Source organism: Arsenicicoccus sp. UBA2120, assembly GCF_002330965.1.
Classification (GTDB): Bacteria; Actinomycetota; Actinomycetes; order Actinomycetales; family Dermatophilaceae; genus Arsenicicoccus; species Arsenicicoccus bolidensis.
Genome location: NZ_DCYC01000073.1, coordinates 11,815 through 28,947 on the forward strand (window position 1 = coordinate 11,815; position 17,133 = coordinate 28,947).

The 17,133-nt window shown below is 73.2% G+C and carries 13 protein-coding genes and 1 pseudogene; 6 read left to right on the forward strand and 8 right to left on the reverse strand.

What is annotated here, in order from left to right; translation table 11 throughout:
- From B2P18_RS11400 to B2P18_RS11420, 5 genes and pseudogenes are all read right to left on the reverse strand, one after another.
- Window positions 1–821: pseudogene (locus tag B2P18_RS11400) on the reverse strand (RNA polymerase sigma factor); the annotation flags it as partial.
- Window positions 822–1,097: 276 nt separating this feature from the next.
- A complete protein-coding gene (locus B2P18_RS11405) occupies window positions 1,098–1,493 on the reverse strand; it encodes a universal stress protein (RefSeq protein ID WP_029211455.1) in 396 nt (131 codons plus the stop codon).
- A 45-nt stretch (window positions 1,494–1,538) separates the two neighbouring features.
- Window positions 1,539–2,879 (reverse strand): DUF4192 domain-containing protein, encoded by a 1,341-nt coding sequence (locus B2P18_RS11410; protein ID WP_286959549.1) that lies wholly within the window; start codon window positions 2,877–2,879, stop codon window positions 1,539–1,541.
- Window positions 2,880–2,986: 107 nt separating this feature from the next.
- Window positions 2,987–3,394 carry a YkvA family protein gene (locus B2P18_RS11415; RefSeq protein ID WP_029211457.1) on the reverse strand — a complete coding sequence of 136 codons (408 nt, stop codon included), beginning with the start codon at window positions 3,392–3,394 and terminating at the stop codon, window positions 2,987–2,989.
- A gap of 95 nt (window positions 3,395–3,489) precedes the next feature.
- The gene (locus B2P18_RS11420; protein ID WP_286959552.1) at window positions 3,490–4,197 is read right to left on the reverse strand and encodes an EcsC family protein; all 708 of its coding nucleotides are present in this window, start codon (window positions 4,195–4,197) and stop codon (window positions 3,490–3,492) included.
- A 72-nt stretch (window positions 4,198–4,269) separates the two neighbouring features.
- On the opposite strand from B2P18_RS11420, the gene B2P18_RS11425 reads away from it, so the two are divergent.
- Together B2P18_RS11425 and B2P18_RS11430 are read left to right on the forward strand one after the other, a co-directional pair.
- Window positions 4,270–4,722: a SufE family protein gene (locus B2P18_RS11425; protein WP_286959554.1), complete on the forward strand. Its 453-nt coding sequence runs from the start codon at window positions 4,270–4,272 to the stop codon at window positions 4,720–4,722.
- A gap of 2 nt (window positions 4,723–4,724) precedes the next feature.
- Window positions 4,725–6,449, forward strand: coding sequence for a DNA polymerase (locus B2P18_RS11430; protein ID WP_029211460.1), 1,725 nt, complete (start codon window positions 4,725–4,727; stop codon window positions 6,447–6,449).
- Window positions 6,450–6,464: 15 nt separating this feature from the next.
- Here the strand turns inward: B2P18_RS11430 and B2P18_RS11435 are convergent, their stop codons facing one another.
- The gene (locus B2P18_RS11435; protein WP_029211461.1) at window positions 6,465–7,379 is read right to left on the reverse strand and encodes a PAC2 family protein; all 915 of its coding nucleotides are present in this window, start codon (window positions 7,377–7,379) and stop codon (window positions 6,465–6,467) included.
- Window positions 7,380–7,512: 133 nt separating this feature from the next.
- On the reverse strand, window positions 7,513–8,781 hold the full coding sequence (locus B2P18_RS11440; protein ID WP_286959565.1) for a S1C family serine protease: 1,269 nt from the start codon (window positions 8,779–8,781) through the stop codon (window positions 7,513–7,515).
- A 184-nt stretch (window positions 8,782–8,965) separates the two neighbouring features.
- Between B2P18_RS11440 and B2P18_RS11445 the strand changes: the two genes are divergently transcribed.
- Both B2P18_RS11445 and B2P18_RS11450 read left to right on the forward strand, forming a co-directional pair.
- Entirely contained in the window at window positions 8,966–10,069 is a 1,104-nt protein-coding gene (locus B2P18_RS11445; RefSeq protein WP_286959571.1) for a hypothetical protein, read from the forward strand.
- A complete protein-coding gene (locus tag B2P18_RS11450; protein WP_286959576.1) occupies window positions 10,066–12,819 on the forward strand; it encodes a multicopper oxidase domain-containing protein in 2,754 nt (917 codons plus the stop codon). The genes B2P18_RS11445 and B2P18_RS11450 overlap by 4 nt, the downstream gene beginning before the upstream one ends.
- Before the next feature lie 36 nt (window positions 12,820–12,855).
- On the opposite strand, the gene B2P18_RS11455 is transcribed toward B2P18_RS11450, so the two are convergent.
- Entirely contained in the window at window positions 12,856–15,249 is a 2,394-nt protein-coding gene (locus tag B2P18_RS11455; protein ID WP_286959578.1) for a glycoside hydrolase family 3 N-terminal domain-containing protein, read from the reverse strand.
- Between the two features lie 531 nt (window positions 15,250–15,780).
- Here B2P18_RS11455 and B2P18_RS11460 point away from each other — a divergent pair.
- Window positions 15,781–16,851 carry a DUF222 domain-containing protein gene (locus B2P18_RS11460; protein ID WP_286959583.1) on the forward strand — a complete coding sequence of 357 codons (1,071 nt, stop codon included), beginning with the start codon at window positions 15,781–15,783 and terminating at the stop codon, window positions 16,849–16,851.
- A complete protein-coding gene (locus B2P18_RS11465) occupies window positions 16,851–17,081 on the forward strand; it encodes an HNH endonuclease signature motif containing protein (protein WP_286959587.1) in 231 nt (76 codons plus the stop codon). Before B2P18_RS11460 ends, B2P18_RS11465 begins: the two co-directional genes overlap by 1 nt.
- Window positions 17,082–17,133 lie beyond the last annotated feature (52 nt).

The following is a 17,133-nucleotide window of genomic DNA, read 5'->3' on the forward strand; positions in this document are numbered from 1 at the left end:
ACCTTGCCGATCTGCTTGAGGTAGTCCTTGACCGGGTCGGCGGTGGCTCCCGCCGTCACGACCTGCTGCGGCGGGGCGTCGTCCTCGTCGTCCTCGCGGTAGACGAAACCGCCGTCAGTCTCCTCCTCGTCGTCCTTCTTCGCGCCCTTGGCGCGGGCCGCTGCGGCAGCGCCCTGCGGCGCCTTGGGGTCGACGGCGCCCTCGTCGTCGGCGTCGGGGGCGTCTTCGGTCGGCGCGCCGGCGGTCACTACGTCGTCCACGGCGACGTCCTCCACGACGACGTCCTCGACGTCGTCCAGGGAGGCCGGGCCCTCGTCCGCGACGCCCGTCGGCTCCTCGACCTTGGCGGCGGCGGTCTTGGCGGCGCCCGCCGCGGTGGCCTTGGCAGCCTTCTTGGCGGGCGTCGCCTTGGCTGACTTGGCGGCCTGTGCGGACTGTGCGGCCTTGGCGGTGCCGGTGGTCTTGGTCGCAGTCTTGGTGGCCGGTGCGTCGGCGGACGCGTCGGTGGAGGGCGTCGGGGCGGCGGCCTTCTTGGCCGGGGCCTTCTTGGCGGCGGCCTTGCGGGTGGAGCTGGTCCGACCCCCCGCGGACGCGGCGACGGCCCGGGCGTGGTCGGGGTCCAGGGTGACCGTGATGCCGGCGGCGTCGATGGCCCGCAGGACGGCCTTCATCCGGCGGGGCTCCAGGGCGACCTCGCTCAGGGCGGCGCCCAGCTGCTGGGAGTCGATCGAGCCGTGGGTGGCACCGAGCTGGAGCAGGGCCTGCAGGGAGGGGTGTGCGAACTCCGGGGGCAGGGAGGCGGCATTGGGTAGGGTGGTCACAACAACCTTTCGTCGCATGACGTGGGCGCGTGGAACCATCGGTCGTCGGAGGACGAGTGCGTGGGAGCCACGGGACGGCGGTTGCGCTCTGGGCTGGTGCAGCCTGTCGTGGCAGGATCTGCGGGGGGCTGACCATGGCCTCCGGTGCGCTTCACCACCATTATAAGTCGACCGGCGACCTTGCCGCGACGAAAGCCCGTCGAACGGGCCGTCCTCACCGACCGTGACCTGCCCGACGCCGGCGGATCGGTCATCAGCGGTCAGCGTCTCGTGCGGTCAGCGGGTCAGCGGCTTGACGGTGAGCACGGGGCAGGTGGCGTCGAGCAGGATCCGCTGGGCGCTCGACCCGAGGATGAGCTTGCCGACCGGCGAGCGACGCCGCAGGCCGATCACCAGGCAGCTGGCGTCGACCTCGTCCGCCACGCCCACCAGCTGCTCGGCGAGGTCTTTGCCACCCGGGGTCCGACGCTCCAGACCCAGCCCGGCCGCGGACACCTCGGCCGTGAGCTCGGCCACCACCGTCTCCATCGCCGCCGCGCTCTCGGCGTCCGGCGCGGGCCGCCCGGTCTCGACGAGCACCAGGGGCACGGAGCGGATGACGGCCTCCTGGGCGGCGCGGGCGAGAGCGGCCCGCCCCTCGGGCGTGGCGACCAGGCCGACGACGATGGTCATGACAATCCTCCGGGCAGGTGGGGCCGAGCGACGATGGCCCCGAACCTATCCCATGGGCCCGGCGCCGTGCGCACCCCTGTGATCGGCGTCGTGACGGTGCTGGGCGTCGTGAGGGCGCTGGGCGTCGTGACGGTGCTGGACGTCGTGGCGGTGCTGGACGTCGTGGGCGTTGCGGCCGGCCTGACCACCGCGGGCGTCACGGTCGTCCCTGCCGTGGCCGATCACCTCGGAGTAGACCGCCAGGCGCTCGACCGCGGGCAGGACGAGCCTCGCCATCGTGTGCCCGGGCTCCACCGCGAGCGCCCGTCGCAGCGCCGCGGCGGCGATCATGTGGTCGCCCAGGGACCACGCGACGACGCCGGCGATCGTCAGCACCCCCGCGGCGTGCTCGGGCGGGACGACCCTCGCGACCAGCAGGAGGCGCTCCTGCAGCACCTCACGGCGCTCACGGTCGGCCGACCCCCACCGCACCGGACGCCCCAGGGCACGCAGGCACCGGTCACGCAGCTCGTGCGGCAGGAGCGCAGCCGGGATCATGCCGGGGGCGGACCAGGCCAGGACGGCGTCCCTCACCGCCTTGTCCTGGATCACCGTCACGGCCGCGGCCAGGTCCTGGGCGGACCACTCGTCCTGCGACGCCATCGCCGGCGCGTGCTCGGACGCCTGAGCCCACCCGAGCAGGCGGGCCCACGCGTCCAGCCCCGGCCCCACATGGGCCCAGCCAGACTGCTCACCGGCGGCGGCTCGCGGGGGGCGCCCCCCGCCGGCCAGGGCGTCCCGCACGTCGCGGCACCGGTCGTCCTCGGGCGCGGCCCGGACCCGGGCGAGCGCCGCGTCGCGGTCGGCGAAGGGAGCCGAGCCGGCCAGCACGAGGTCCGCGACGGCCTCCACCTGGCTCGGGTCCGGCAGGGGCTGCAGCCGCGAGGGACGGCACGCCGAGTCCGGGGCCAGCAGCGACCACCATCCCGTCGCGCCGACGACGACCGCGTCGACCACCTCCACGTCGGCCCGCCCGGCCAGCACCAGGATCTCGTCGAGCAGCTCGCAGCCCCACGCCGAGGCCGGGTCGTCCCGGTCACCGCTGCCGGGCACGTAGCCGACGACCACGAGATGGCGGCTGTGCCGCGCCATACGGCCGTGGACGGCGTCCCAGAGGGTCGCGGCCGGGGTGCCCACCGGCGGGAGGTCGATCCGCGCGCACGGTCCGACGCAGAGCCGCCCGGTCGAGGACGGGACGAGGCCGAGCACCACGAGGCTCTCGGTGGGGTGGAAGCCGAGGAGATAGGGCAGCGTCGCCACCAGCTGGCTGCTGTCGCGCACGGACGTGACGGGGGCGTCGGCGGGGCTGCTGGGGAACGGGGCGGAGGTCTGGGGGAAGGACGTCATGGTCCGACCCTGGACGCCGCGAGGCGCCCCGACCAGGAGTGGTCGGGGCGCCTGTGGACAGAGCGCGGATTGACGCGTCCAAGGACGAGGCCTGTGGACAGTCGTCGTCAGCGCACGACGCGCCCGTCGACGGTCACCGGGGCGGGATCGCCCGGACGCGGACCGCGACGCCCGCCACGCTCCCAGTGCAGGAAGTCCTCGGTGGAGCTGACGAGCTGGGCGGCGGCCCAGGCCAGGACGAACGCGTCGTCACCGAGGCCGAGGACGGAGAACAGGCCCTCGGGGACGAGATCCAGCGGGCTCACGACGTAGACCAGGGCCGCGGCGAGCGCCAGCAGCTGCCCGCGCGAGGTGCCGGTGTAGGAACCCGACGTGACCGCTCGCACCAGGCGCGGGAGGGACTGGATCCGGGTGGCCATGCTGGGCGACCCCGGGCGGCTCGCCGTGCGGACGGCCTGGCCAAGGGACCACACGGACGCCCAGCGGGACGTGGGACGGGATGCTCGGAAGCTCATGCGACCTCCTGGGTCGGACGGGGGCGTGCTACCCCTGCCAACGAACGGGCCCGCGCGGGGATTCCCCCACGCGGGCCGCCGTCGGTGCTGGTGGGTCAGGCCGCGGTGGCCGGGAACTGCTGCTTGGCGTTGGAGGCGATCTTGCCGAGGAGGTAGTAGTCCATGCCGCCACCCACGACGCCGCCCACGAGCGGCAGGCCCTTGCCGACCACCTTGGCGAAGCCCTTCTGCCCCAGCGTCGAGATGAGGCGGAAGCCGACGCCCTTGTTGATCATCATCACGGCCGAGGCCGGGAGGTGCTGGGTCGCGAGGCTCGAGAGCCGGCCGGAGGTGAGCACGCCGGCGCGACGCAGCAGGTCGTCGTCGGCGTCGGCCCCGACGAGCGTCATCAGGATGGCCGAGCGGACCTCGGGCTTGGCGATGTCGTAGCCCCGCACGCGTGCGATCGACGCGACCATGCGGGTGGCGGTGAGGTAGAACTCGACGACGTTGGCGGGCAGGGCGACGGGCATCGTGATGAAGCCGCCGAGACCGGTGACGAAACCGCCTGTGGCCGCGATCCGCTTGTGGTCCTTGACGATCTCCCCGACGGCCTGCTCCGGGCTGCGTCCGCGCAGGGCCTTGTCCGCGACCTTGGCCGCGCCGTCCACCGGCCCGGCGCCGTCCACGCCCACGTCGAGGAGCTTCTGCACGAACTCCTCGACCGGTCCGTTGAGCCGCGAGTCGCCGGTGGCGGGGTCGGTGGTGTGCTGACCGATGGCCTTGTTGATGACGGAGCCGGTGATCCTGTCGAAGATGCCCACGGGCAGTCCTTCCTGTCTGTGGCGATGGCGGGCCGCGCTCCCGGGAGGAGCGCGGTGACGCACACTGGGTCGGTGAGCGACATACCCGACACCACCCCGTCCGACACCTCCGGACTGCCCGACGCCGTGGCGGAGCTCGTCGAGGACCTCGCGGCGCTGACGCCGAGCGAGCGCATGGACCTGCTCCAGGAGCTCGCCGACGACCTCCCGGCCCCGCCCGATCGGCTCCAGGGCGACCCGGGGTTCGAGCGGGTCGAGGAGTGCCAGTCTCCCGTCCACGTCCTGGCCCGGGTCGAGGAGGGGGTCGTCCGGCTGTATGTCGACGCGCCGCCCTCAGCCGCGGCCACCCGCGCCCTCGCGGCGATCCTGCACGAGGCCGTCGACGGCGCCCCGCTCGAGCGGGTGCTCGGGCTGCCCGCCGACCTGCCCCTGCGCCTGGGCCTCGGCGGCACGGTGTCCCCGCTCCGGCTGGGCGGCATGGCCGGCATGCTCGGCCGGGTGCAGCGCCAGCTCGCCGCGGCCTGATCGTGCCGGTCGAGGCGCTGGGCCTCCTCGGCCTCGCCGTCGCCGGTGGCCACGGCGTGGTCGTCGACCGCTCCGGCGCGATCGTCGTGCCGGCCTGCCCCGTGGACCGGCTCGTGCCGCAGCTGCGACGCCTCGAGGAGGACCGCCGGCCCCGGTGGGTCTGGTGGCAGGCCGGTCACGACGCGCGGCCGCTCGTCGCCGCGGGGCTGCACCTGGCGCGCTGCTGGGACGTCGCGGAGGTGCACCGCGTGCTGGCGGGCGGCTTCGCGGCCGACCCCGGCACCGTCTGGGCCCACCTCCGCGGGCTGGACCCCCACGGCCTGCCGCAGGTCGCCGAGCCGGACCTGTTCGCGCTCGTCTCCCCCGCCGCCCAGCTCGACCCGGAGTCACTGACGACGGCCGAGGGCTACCTGCGCGCGGACGCGGTGCAGGGCACCTGGACGTCGACCCCCGACCGCCTCGCGGCGTGGGCACGAGCCGCGCTGACCGCTGCCGAGCAGCAGCACGACCTGGTCGAGCAGGCGCCCCGGGTGCCGGACGCGGGGGGCAGCCCGCGCGACGCCCGGCGCCTGCTCGGCACCGCCCTGTCGGAGTCGGCGGCGGCGCTGCTCTGCGTCGAGCTCGAGGTCCACGGCCTGCCCATGGACCGCGAGGCGGCGACCTCGCTCATCACGGCGGCCGCCGGACCACGCCCTCGCGACGAGCCGCAGGCGAGCGCCATACGAGCCGAGCGGGACCGCGCCGTCCTCGTGCACGTGCCCGGCCGGGAGCGCACCGACCTGCGAAATCCCGTGCAGGTCAAGGAGATGCTCGCCTCGGTGGGGGTCCACGTCGACAACACCCGGAAGTGGACGCTGGACGCCCACCGGGCCTCGCACCCCGTCGTCGAGGCCCTCCTGACCTGGCGCAAGGCCGAGCGGATCGCCACGACCTACGGCTGGCACTGGCTCGCCACCCACGTCGGCGAGGACGACCGGCTCCGGGGCGGGTGGACGGCCTGCGACGGCGGAGCCGGCCGGATGACCGCCGCCAACGGCCTGCACAACCTGCCCGCCGAGCTGAGACCCGCCGTCGCGGCGCACCCGGGGCACGTGCTGGTGCGCGCCGACCTCGGCCAGATCGAGCCGCGGGTGCTGGCGGCGGTGGCGCGGGATCCGTCCTTCGCCGACGCCAGCCAGGCGGCCGACCTCTACTCCCCCGTCGGCGCCGAGCTGGGCGTCGAGCGACCGATCGCCAAGATCGCCGTCCTGGCCGCGATGTACGGCCAGACGTCGGGCTCGGCGGGCGAGGCGCTCAAGCGGCTGGACCGCGCCTACCCGACGGCCATGACCTACCTGCACCGGGCCTACGACGCGGGTGTGCGGGGCGACCCCGTGGTGACCTGGGGCGGGCGCAGGGTGCCCATGTGGCAGGGACCGCTGTCGGAGGCGCAGCTCGCGGGCCGCGGCAGGTTCGCCCGCAACGCGGTGATCCAGGGGGCGGCGGCCGAGCTGTTCAAGGCGTGGGCCGCGACGGTGCGCGCCGGTGGACGGGCCCTCGGCGCCGAGATCGTGCTGTGCCTGCACGACGAGCTGCTCGTGCACGTCGCGGCCGAGCACGCGGACGAGACGGTGGCGCTCGTCCACCGCAGCCTCGACGAGGCGGCGCGGCGGTGGACGGGCACCGACCGGGTCCGCTTCGTGGCGGACGTCAGCGTCGTGCGTCGGTGGTCCGAGGCCAAGGCCTGAGGGTCAGGTCGAGCCTCAGGCCTCGCCGTCGCTGTGGGTGCGCAGGAACTGCTCGAACTCCGCACCGATCTCGTCGGCCGTCGGCAGCTCGCCGATGCTCGGGGCCAGGAGGGTGGGCTTGTCGAGGCCGCGGGTCCACTGGTCGTACTGCCCCTCGAGGGCACGCACCACCTGGACGACCTCCTCGTTGTCGCCGATCTCGGAGTCGATGGCCTCGCGGTTGGCGCCGGCCACGGCGGCCAGCTCGGCCGTCGGCAGGGCCAGCCCCGTCGCGCCCGACACGGCCCGCAGGCCGGTCAGCGCCGCGTCCGCGAAGTCGGTCTGGGCGAGGTAGTGCGGGACATGCACGCTGAACCCGACGGAGTCGTAGCCGGACTCACCCAGCCGCAGCTCCAGCAGCGAGGCGAACGACGCCGGCACCTGCACCTCGCCGAAGACGGGGTTGTTGTCGGGGATGAGCGCCCCGTCGGAGGCGTGGGCGGTCAGGCCGATGGGGCGGGTGTGCGGCACCCCCATGGGGATCCCGTGGACGCTCACGGTCAAGGAGACGCCGAAGGTCCGCACCAGCCCGCGCACCGCCTCGGTCATGCGCTCCCACTGGTAGTCCGGCTCGGGACCCGTCAGCAGCAGGAAGGGCGTGCCGTCGACGTCCAGGACGCGGTAGAGCACGATCGCCGGGTCGTCGTAGGTCGTGTAGCGGTCCCGGTCGAAGGTCATCAGCGGCCGGCGCCCGCGGTAGTCGAGCATCTGGTCGACGTCGAAGGACGCCACGACGGAGTGGTCGAGCGCGCCCAGCAGGTGGTCGGAGATGAGCTTGCCGGTGTGACCGGCGTCGATGAACGCGCCCATCGCGACGACCAGCGACGACGCACGCATGTGCGTGGGGTCGCAGTCGGTCTCGAAGCGGTAGAGACCCGTGGGGTCCTGCACGGTGTGCCTCCTGCTGGTCTGGCTGATCTGGCTGATCGGCCGGTCTGGCTCGGTGCTCCGCTCCCCGTCATCGCGTCGGGAGCGGCCTTCTCCCCCAGGGCAACGCCCGTCACGCCGAGCACATTCCGAGGCGTCAGGCGACCGTGCTGGTGCCGAGGGTGACGCTCGTCGAGCGGGTCGTGCCCGAGGGGTCGGTCCACGTCACGGTGACGCGGGTGCCCGGGTACTCGTCGGACAGGTCCTCGCTCAGGTCGGTGCCGCTGGTGACGGTGTCCCCGTCGACGGCGGTGATGGTCGACCCCGCGGTGATGCCGGCCGCGGCGGCGGCCCCTCCGGCGACCACGTCGGCCACGGCGGCGCCGGACGGCATACCGGTCGCCCCCCGAGAGCCGCCGTAGCCCCCGGCCGTCACGTCGGTCACCTGCACGCCCAGGGCCGCCCGCGCCCCCACGTGCACGTCCTCGGACCGGACGCCCGCCGTGATCTGGTCGGCGATGGCGAGCGCCTGGGAGATCGGCACGGCATACCCGTCGATGTCCCCGCTGGAGGTCGCCGCCGTGTCGATGCCGATCACGCGGCCGGACGTGTCCATCAGCGGACCGCCCGAGTAGCCGGGCACGACGTCCGCCGTCGTCCGGATGAGCCCGGTGAGCTGCTCCCCGGAGCCCACGGAGGTCTCGTCCTGCGCGGTGATGGACTGGTCCAGAGCCGTGACGGAGCCGGTGACCCGGTAGATGGAACCCTGGCCGCCGCCCTGCCCGACCGCGACCACGCTCTGGCCGACCTGCGCCGGCGACCGGTCGACCGTGACCGTGGACAGCCCGCTCGCGCCCGAGAGCCGCAGCACCGCGACGTCGTGCGCCGCGTCGTGACCCACGACCGACGCGGAGTACTTCCGGCCGGTCGTGGTATCGGTGACGGTGATCGAGGTGGACCCCTCGACGACGTGATAGTTGGTGAGCACCTCACCGTCGGCGGTGAGGATCATCCCCGTGCCGGCGCCTCTGCCGTCAGGCAGCACGGTGTCCACCATGACGACCCCCTTCATCGAGGCGACCTCGGTCCCCGAGATCGTCGAGCCGTCCGCGGCCTGGCTCAGGTCGGACGAGCCGGTCCCCTGGCCGGAGGACTGGCCGTAGCCGTCGCTCCCGTACGCGTAGCCGCCGTAGCCGTAGCCGTGCCCGTAGCCGTACCCGTGGTGCCTGGCCCAGGTCGGCTGGCCGGTCTGGTCGGTCTGGTCGGTCTGGCCCTCGGTCGACGAGGCTATGGTCGAGCTGTCGACGACGGTGGTGCCGTCGGAGGTCCGGGCGGCGGCGAGGCCGGTCGCGACCATCCCCGGGGAGGCGGCGAGGGCGACGGCGGCCACGGCGGTCGCAGCGATCTTGGCGGTGGCGGTGGTCATGGTTGGCTCCTGGTGGACGACGGGCCGGCGAGCGTGGCGTCGGGGGGCGTGTGCGTGGACCCCACGTTGGTCCCGGCGGCTCGCAGAGCGGTGTGCCCTGCCTATGTCTCCCCTGTGAGCCCAGTCGCCGCCACCGCCGACCCCCGGTCCGGGCGGGCCCGATCGATTTACTACACTTCGACCTGTGATAAATCCGCAGGAGGCAGCCGCGCTACGCGTCCCCCGGCTGCCGCTCCTGCTCCCCGCCGGGCTGGCGCTGCTCGCGGGCCTCGACGCGGCCCTGATCCTCCTGCGGGTCCCGGCTCCCGTCGGCTCCGAGCGGCTGCCGTCCGTGCACGGTCACCTCATGGTCCTGGGGTTCGTCGGTACGGTCATCGCCCTCGAGCGGGCGGTGGCCCTGCGACGCACCTGGGGACTCGCCGCTCCGGTCCTGCTCGGCCTCGGGGCGCTCGCCCTGCTCACCCCCGTCCCTCGGGACGTCGGGACGGCGCTGCTGCTCGCCGGCACCCTCGCGCTGAGCGCGGTCTACGTCCCCCTCCACGCGCGGTCCCACGACCCGTCGGTGGCCGTCCAGGCGCTCGGGGCGGTCCTCGCCGCCGGGGCCGCGATGCTGCTCCTCGCGGGAGCCCCCGTCTCCCTGTCCCTCACCTGGCTCGTCGGCTTCGTCGTCCTGACCATCGCCGGCGAGCGCCTCGAGCTGGCCCGCCTCGCCATGCTGCAGCCCCGCGTGCCGGCCCAGCTCGTGACCATCTCCCTGCTGTATGCCGTCAGCGCCGCCACCGCGCTCCTCGCCCCCGGACCCGGCCACCGCCTCGTCGGGGTGACCGTCCTGGCGCTGGGCGTCTGGCTCGTCCGCCACGACGTCGCCCGACGCACGGTCCGCGGCTCCGGCCTCCCCCGCTACGTCGCGGTGTGCCTGCTGGCGGGTTACGCCTGGCTCGCGGTGACCGGCGCGCTGTGGGTCGTCCACGGCGCGATCACCGAGGGCCCGGCCTACGACGCCGTCGTCCACGCGGCCTTCCTTGGCTTCACGATGTCGATGATCATGGCCCACGCCCCGGTCATCCTCCCCGCCGTCCTGCGGCGCCCCCTGCCCTACAACCCCCTGCTCTACGTCGGAGCCGGGCTGCTGCACCTCACCCTGCTCGTCCGCGTCGTCCGCGGCGACCTGCTCGGTCACCAGGCGCTACGCGCCGGCGGGGGCGTGGGCAACGTCGCCGCCGTCCTGCTCTTTCTCGCCGGCGCGGTCGCGCTGGTCGTCACCGCTCCACGGAGGACCTCGTCATGAGCCTGCTCACGCCCGGCGGCCGCCGCCCGGAGACCCCGCAGACCCCGGACACCCCGGACACCCCGGGCACCCCGACGAACGGCCCCGGCCCCCAGGGCTTCTCGGACCGCGCCCGCTGGCACGTCCGGTCCTTCCTGCCGGTCCTGGCCTGGCTCGTGGCGGCGGCCGTCATCTCCGTGGTGCACCGCTTCGTGCCCGGCTCGCGGTGGATGCTGGTCCACTTCCTGCTGCTCGGTGCCGTCAGCAACGCCATCGTCACGTGGACCTGGCACTTCACCGGTGCGCTCGTGCGACGGCCCGCGACCGCCACCGAGACCCAGCACCAGGTGGTGCGCCAGATCCTGCTCAACGTGGGCGTCGTCGGGGTGAGCGCGGGCGTGGTCGGCGGCCAGCTGCGGACGACCGTCGCCGGGGCCGTCGTCGTGGGTGGCGTCCTCGCCTGGCACGGCGTCGCGCTCGGCGTCCGAGCCCGTCGCTCCCTGTCCAACCGCTTCCGCCGCACGATCACCTACTACACCGCCGCGTGCCTGCTCCTCCCGGTCGGGGCGGCCCTCGGGGCGTTCATGGCGGCGGGTCGCTCGGACGAGTGGCAGTCCCGGCTGGTCCTTGCGCACCTGGCCCTCAACCTGCTGGGGTTCGTCGGTCTGACCATCCTCGGCACGCTGGTCACGCTGTGGCCCACCATGCTGCGGACCCGCCTCGAGGAGGGCTCGGAGCGCACCTTCGCGGCCGTGCTGCCGATCCTGCTGGGCGCGATCGTCGTGACGGTCGCCGGGTCGGTCCTCGGGCTCACCTGGGTGGTCGCGGCCGGACTCGTCCTGTATGCCGCCGGCACCGTCACCCTGCTGATCCCCCTGGTGCGGACGGCCGTCCGCAAGCCGCCGTGGCAGTTCTCGGCCTGGTCGGTGGGCGCGGGGATGGTGTGGCTCCTCGTCGCCCTCGGCCAGCTGGTGTGGCTCGTGGTCCGCACGCCGCGGGTGGCGCGGGTGCACGACGACCTCGGGCTGGTGGTGTCCTCGTTCGCCGTCGGGTTCGTGGCGCAGGTGCTGTTCGGCGCCCTGTCCTATCTCCTGCCGGTCATGCTCGGCGGGGGCCCGGCCGCGGTGCGGCACACCACCTCCATCACCCAGCGCTTCGGCGCCTGGCGGGTGACGGTGACCTCGCTCGGCCTGCTGGTCTGCCTGCTGCCCGTCCCGAGCCTGGTGCGGGTCACCGCCTCGGTGCTCGTGCTCGTGGCGCTCTGCTTCACGCCCCCGCTGCTCGTCCGGGCCGCCGTCGTGGCCCACCGCCTGCGCACCCACCCCGAGCTCACCCGCGCCCTGCCGCTCCCCGAGCGGCGCGCCGACGGGGCGCCGACGCCGAGCCACGAGCGCGAGCGCGGTCGCCCCCTCGGTGGCCTCGTCGCCGGGCTCGCGGCGGTGCTGCTGGCCGTGGCCGGCGGTGTCGCCATGGACCCCGCCGCGGTGTTCCGCAGCGACGCCGCGGGTGGCGTGACCCCCACCGGCCGGACCGTCGACGCCACCGTCACGGCCCAGGGGATGCGCTTCACCCCCGACACCGTGACGGTGAACCCCGGCGACCGGCTCGTCATCACCGTCACCAACACCGACGCCGACGTGCACGACCTCACCCTCGAGACCGGCGAGCAGTCCGGGCGCCTCGCGCGCGGACAGAGCGCCAGGATGGACGTGGGCGTCGTGGGCCGGTCCGTCGAGGGCTGGTGCTCCATCGTCGGGCACCGGCAGATGGGCATGGTCTTTCACGTCCGCACGACCGGCGGCGACGAAGTGGCCGCCGCGCCCGGCGTGGCCGGGGCTCTCGCCGGGGGTGGCCACGGCGGTCACGCGGCCGGAGGCGCGGTCAGCCCGGAGGTCGACCTCCACGGCACCTTCCCCGCCGGCTTCACGGCCCGGGACGCGACCCTCCCGCCCGCGCCCGCGGCCACGCTCCACCGGATCACCCTGCGGGCCCAGGACGTCGACCTGCCGGTCGGGCCTGGCGTCACCCGGCGCATGTGGACGTTCAACGGCCAGGCGCCCGGCCCCGCCATACGAGGCAAGGTCGGCGACCGGTTCGAGATCACCCTGGTCAACCAGGGCACGATCGGCCACTCCATCGACTTCCACGCCGGGGCCCTGGCCCCGGACGGGCCGATGCGCACGATCCAGCCCGGGGAGAGCCTCGTCTACCGCTTCACGGCGACGCGCTCCGGCATCTGGATGTACCACTGCTCCACGATGCCCATGTCCGTGCACATCGCCGCCGGCATGGCGGGCGCGGTGATCATCGACCCGCCCGGCCTGCCCAGGGTCGACAAGGAGTACCTCGTCGTCCAGTCCGAGCTCTACCTGGGGGCGGGCAGCGAGCCCGCGGACCCCGCCAAGATCGCCGCCCACCAGCCCGACGCCGTCGTCTTCAACGGCACCAGCGGGCAGTATGACGCCCGCCCCCTCACGGCGAAGGTCGGTGAGCGGGTGCGGTTCTGGGTGCTCGACGTGGGTCCGGACGAGCCGACGACCTTCCACGTCGTGGGCGCGCAGTTCGACCGGGCGTTCAAGGAGGGCGCGTGGTTGCTGCGCGCCGCGCCCGGCGAGCCCGACGCGCCCGGCGGGTCCCAGGCGCTCGACCTCGGCGCCGCACAGGGCGGGTTCGTCGAGATGACCTTCCCCGAGGCCGGCCACTACCCCTTCGTCAACCACATGATGAGCCGCGCCGAGAGCGGCGCGCACGGGATCGTCGAGGTCCGCTGACGATCCCGTGCGCGTGGGCTCTTGGTCGGCGCCTGCTCAGCGACGGCGGTCGATCACGCCCTTCCACCCGAGGCCGAAGCCGAAGGAGTAGGTGTTGCCCATCGAGTCGCGGTAGGGGGTCATGTCCTCGCCGACGTCCTCCAGCTGGGCCTCGACCGCGTCCATGTCCTTGGGGCTGGTCATGGGAAGGCGGCCCCGCGGCTCGTGCTGGCCGAGCGCCGTCTCGATCAGAGCCTGGTCGCTGACGGAGTAGCCCACGAGGATGGCGTCGACCCGGCGCTCGAACTCCGCGGGGATGAAGCTCGTCTTGGCCTTGACGCTCGCGATGATCGGGATGTGACGGCCCGTCCGGCGCTCGACCGCCCGGACGGCGTCCGCGGCCCGCAGCACGGCGGTGAGGTCGCGCTCGTTGCCGATCTTGGACGTGGCGCCGTAGTACGAGCGGTTCTCCTGCGTGCCGTCCTCGCGCAGGTCACCGGCGATGGAGGTGCGGCGCACGTGCGGGCCCGTCGCGGTGTAGGGACGCCACTGCAGGGACAGCGGGTAGAAGCTGCCGTTTTTGTTCATGCCGGCACCGGTGAAGTTGTCGCCGTTGTCCGGTCCGCGCAGGCCGGCGAGGACCAGGTCCACGGACGACAGGTCGGGCAGCGTGTAGTCCACGACCTTGCCGGATGCGTCCAGCACCGGGGTGTCGGTCAGGACCTTCTTGAAGTAGCGCTTGGCGGTGTCGACGTCCATGGTCGGCCCGACCACGTCGGTCGTGGCCTGCGAGAACACGCTCGGGAAGCCGTGGGCGATGGTGCTGGGGATGTAGACGGTCTTGTTCTTGAAGGACGCCAGCGACGACTTCTTGACCGTGCGGCGGGCGTTCTTGAGCATCACGACGGAGTCGAGCTGGGCCGCGATGCCGCGCATCTGCTTGTCCTTGCTCGCGACCGTGGCCTGCGACCTCGACAGGTCGAGGTAGGGGTTCTCGAACAGGCCGGGGGCGAAGAGCATCCGCAGGATCCGCTCCCCCGACTGCCGGAACCGCACGTCCGCGCTGACCGGGACCTTGCCGGCCTCGAAGTCCTTCTGCCACATGGCGTGCGCAGCGAGGACGGGGACCGTGTCGTTGTTGCCGCCGAACATGTCCAGCCCCGCGCGCAGCACGGCGTAGTGCCGCTCGTTGACCGAGGCCTTCTCCATGCCCCAGGCCATGCCGAACGGCGAGTTCGGGTCGGTGTAGCCGCGCGTGACGCCCCAGTCGGTGCAGATGACGCCGTCGTAGCCGGCGTTGCGGGCCAGGTCGATCTTGACCTTGTCGTAGGCCGAGCCCACCCGGTTGCCCGTCAGGGGCGAGCCGTCCTTGGCGATGGCGATCGAGTAGCTGCTCATCACGGCCGTCGCGTCGCTCGCCGCCTGGAAGGGCTTGAGGTGCTCGGCCCAGTTGTTGCCGGGGTAGACGGCATACTTGCCGGCGTTGAGGTGCGACTCACGACCCGCCTCGCCGGCCCCGTCCCCCGGCCAGTGCTTGATCATCGTGTTGATCGAGTCCTCGCCCCAGCCTGTCGGGTGGCCGTAGAGGTCGTAGGTGTTCTGCGAGCCCTCGACGTAGGCCTTGGCCATGGTCGACGCGAGCGCGGCGTTCTCGCCGAAGGTGCCGTCGACGCGCAGCCAGCGGGGCTCGGTCGCGAGGTCGATCTGCGGCCCGAGGGCGGTCGTGATGCCCATGGCGCGGTACTCCTCGGAGGAGGTGCTCGCGAAGTCCAGCATCGTCTTGGGGGAGAAGGTCGCCGCCAGGCCGAGGTTGGACGGCCAGCGGGAGATGTCGCTGCCCGCGGCGTTGTATGCCGAGTCGTTGGCCGCCGTGGAGCGGGGATCCGAGGAGAAGTTGACCGGCACGTAGGGCAGGCCGCTCCTGGCCCGGGTCTCGGCGTAGGCCTGCACCTGGTTGACCCAGGTGACGGTCGCCTTGACGTCGTTGGAGCTGGCGTTGAGGACGTTGCGCAGGTGGTCCACGCCGAGGTACGTGCGCTGGGGGTCGGTCAGCCCGGCGGCGGCGTCGCGCTCGTGGGAGCTGAAGAGCATGAGCCCGGCGACCTGCGGGATGGTGAGCTCCTGGGCGAGGGCCTTGGCTCGCTCGTTCGTGGAGCGGCGCCAGTCCTCCCACACGTCCAGCCTGCCGTTGGCGTTCATGTCCTTGAACGCCAGGACGGCCTCGTCCGTCGTGACCCGCAGCAGCTTCACGCTGCCGCCCGGGACATAGCTGAGGACGGCGCCGCCGGCGGGGTTGGTCACCTGGGTGAACGTCGTCCGGCCGTCGGTGACGGTGCGCTCGGTGGGGGTGGGCAGGGCCGGGTCCGCGTGAGCGGTGCCGGCCGTGGCGGCGGCGCCGCCGAGCGCCAGGGCACCCGCGAGCGTCGTGGCCAGGAGGGGGGTGGTGCGCATCGGTGCTCCTTCGTGCCGCGGCCCGGTGCTGGTCGCTCCGGTGCGACCCGGCTCCCGGCCTGGATGCGGTGAGTAGCAGAGATCCTGGCATCGGCCATCTCACCCGGCAACGGGACGGAAACGGTTAGGCCGTTCAGGGCGCCATACGGCCATGCAAAGGACTGTTTGCAAAACAATCTTTGCGGTCTTGGCTGGCGTCATGATCGATCCCCGCCAACGTCGTCACCCCGGACGTGACCCAGCTACCACAAGAACGATTCACCTGGCATCTTAGAAATACCTCTAGGCCATCGTTCAGAACCTTGCTGCCAAATCGGCGCCGAGACCCGCATCCCTTGACCCGTGCGTCTTTGAAGGACGCGGTCAGAGCAGGTCGCCGGAGGTTCCAGCGCTGACACCCACCAAAGACCAACAGCTCCAGGAAATGCGTCACGGCGCCACCATCCGTCATTCTTCTAGACCCTCGGTGAGATTTTCTGCATCCAGGTGACTTCCCCTTTTTGGCGGGCGCCCTCTCGATAGAATAGAGCGATGAACTTCACCGATGTCGTCACCGCGAGAGGGGTCCTCACCGAGGCCCTCACCGCGCTGCGCACGCTCGGTGAGGGCCTGGCCTTCGTCCAGGAGGCGGACCTCGGGGACCTGGCCCGCGAGGCCTCGCAGGTGACGGCTCTCGCGCGTGGGCTGCTCACCGCCACAACGATGGAGGCCGAGGCTCGCGGGCTCCTGGTCACGTCGGGGTCGGGCAACATCGCGCAGTGGCTCCTCGACCACGAGGCGGCCACCCCCGAGGTCGAGCGCAACACGATCGCGCGCGCCGTGCGCGAGGCGCGCCAGCGCGAGCTGGCTCCGCTCCGCGACGCGATGGCGTTGGGCGAGGTCAGCCCAGGCGACGCGATCACGGCCGCGAGGACCTTCGACGACCTGCGCCTCGCCACCGACCCGGCCATGCACCCCGACATCGTCGACGCCGTCATCGAGCTCGCCCAGGTGGGGTTCAACCGCAGCAGCCTCCGGCGGTTCCGCACCGAGATGCTCGCGCGCTTCGGCACGGCCCGCGACGAGGACCACGAGCTCGACAAGGCCACCCGCCGGGGCGTCACCGGCTGGCACGAGCTGCCCGACGGCACCTGGCGGTTCGAGGCGACCTACGACACGCCCGACAAGGTCGTGCTCGACGCCCTCTTCAACGCGCTCGGTGCTCCCCTCCCCCAGTCCGACGGCATGCCGGACCTGCGCACCCCCGGGCAGCGCCGCGCCGACGCCCTCGTCCAGGCCGCGCAGCTGGTCGCCCGGATGGGCACGACGGGTCCCACGGGCACGGACGCCCGCGTCCACCTCATCCTGCCGATCGAGTCGCTGACCCACGCCACCGGCGAGGGCGCCACCGCCGGCTCCGACGAGCGCGGCACCCCCCTGATGCCCGCCACCGCGCGTCTGCTCTCGTGCTGCGCGACCGTCACGTTGCCACCCAGCTGCCATCGGCGACGGACCAGCTCCGGCAGCTCGGTGCAGTCGTGTCGGGTCGTGGCGGGCCTGGCGGGAGCGGCGAGGGACGAGCCGCGGATGGTAGGCCCGACGCGGCTGCACCGAGCGGCCTGATGAACCTCCACCACCGCATCGTCCACTGGGCCGACGGCGGGGAGACCAACCTCGACAACCTGGCCTCGCTGTGCGGCCCGCACCACCGGTTCATCCACCAGCACCACATCACCGGTCACGTCGACAGCACCGCCCCGAGGGGAGGGCGCAGGGTGAGGTGGCACGTCATGCGCGTCGGGTTCGGATGGAGACCGGCGCCACCGCCCGATCCCGACGAGGCCGTCGCCTGAGCCCTGCCTCGTTCCCCGCGGTCCGACACCAGCCCGCCAGCACCCGGCTCTC

Coding starts and splice junctions, on each gene's coding strand:
- B2P18_RS11405 (WP_029211455.1), bottom strand. CDS start 1,493: ATGACCATCGTCGTCGGCCTGGTCGCCACGCCCGAGGGGCGGGCCGCT.
- B2P18_RS11455 (WP_286959578.1), bottom strand. CDS start 15,249: ATGCGCACCACCCCCCTCCTGGCCACGACGCTCGCGGGTGCCCTGGCG.
- B2P18_RS11460 (WP_286959583.1), top strand. CDS start 15,781: ATGAACTTCACCGATGTCGTCACCGCGAGAGGGGTCCTCACCGAGGCC.
- B2P18_RS11415 (WP_029211457.1), bottom strand. CDS start 3,394: ATGAGCTTCCGAGCATCCCGTCCCACGTCCCGCTGGGCGTCCGTGTGG.
- B2P18_RS11465 (WP_286959587.1), top strand. CDS start 16,851: ATGAACCTCCACCACCGCATCGTCCACTGGGCCGACGGCGGGGAGACC.
- B2P18_RS11450 (WP_286959576.1), top strand. CDS start 10,066: ATGAGCCTGCTCACGCCCGGCGGCCGCCGCCCGGAGACCCCGCAGACC.
- B2P18_RS11410 (WP_286959549.1), bottom strand. CDS start 2,879: ATGACGTCCTTCCCCCAGACCTCCGCCCCGTTCCCCAGCAGCCCCGCC.
- B2P18_RS11440 (WP_286959565.1), bottom strand. CDS start 8,781: ATGACCACCGCCACCGCCAAGATCGCTGCGACCGCCGTGGCCGCCGTC.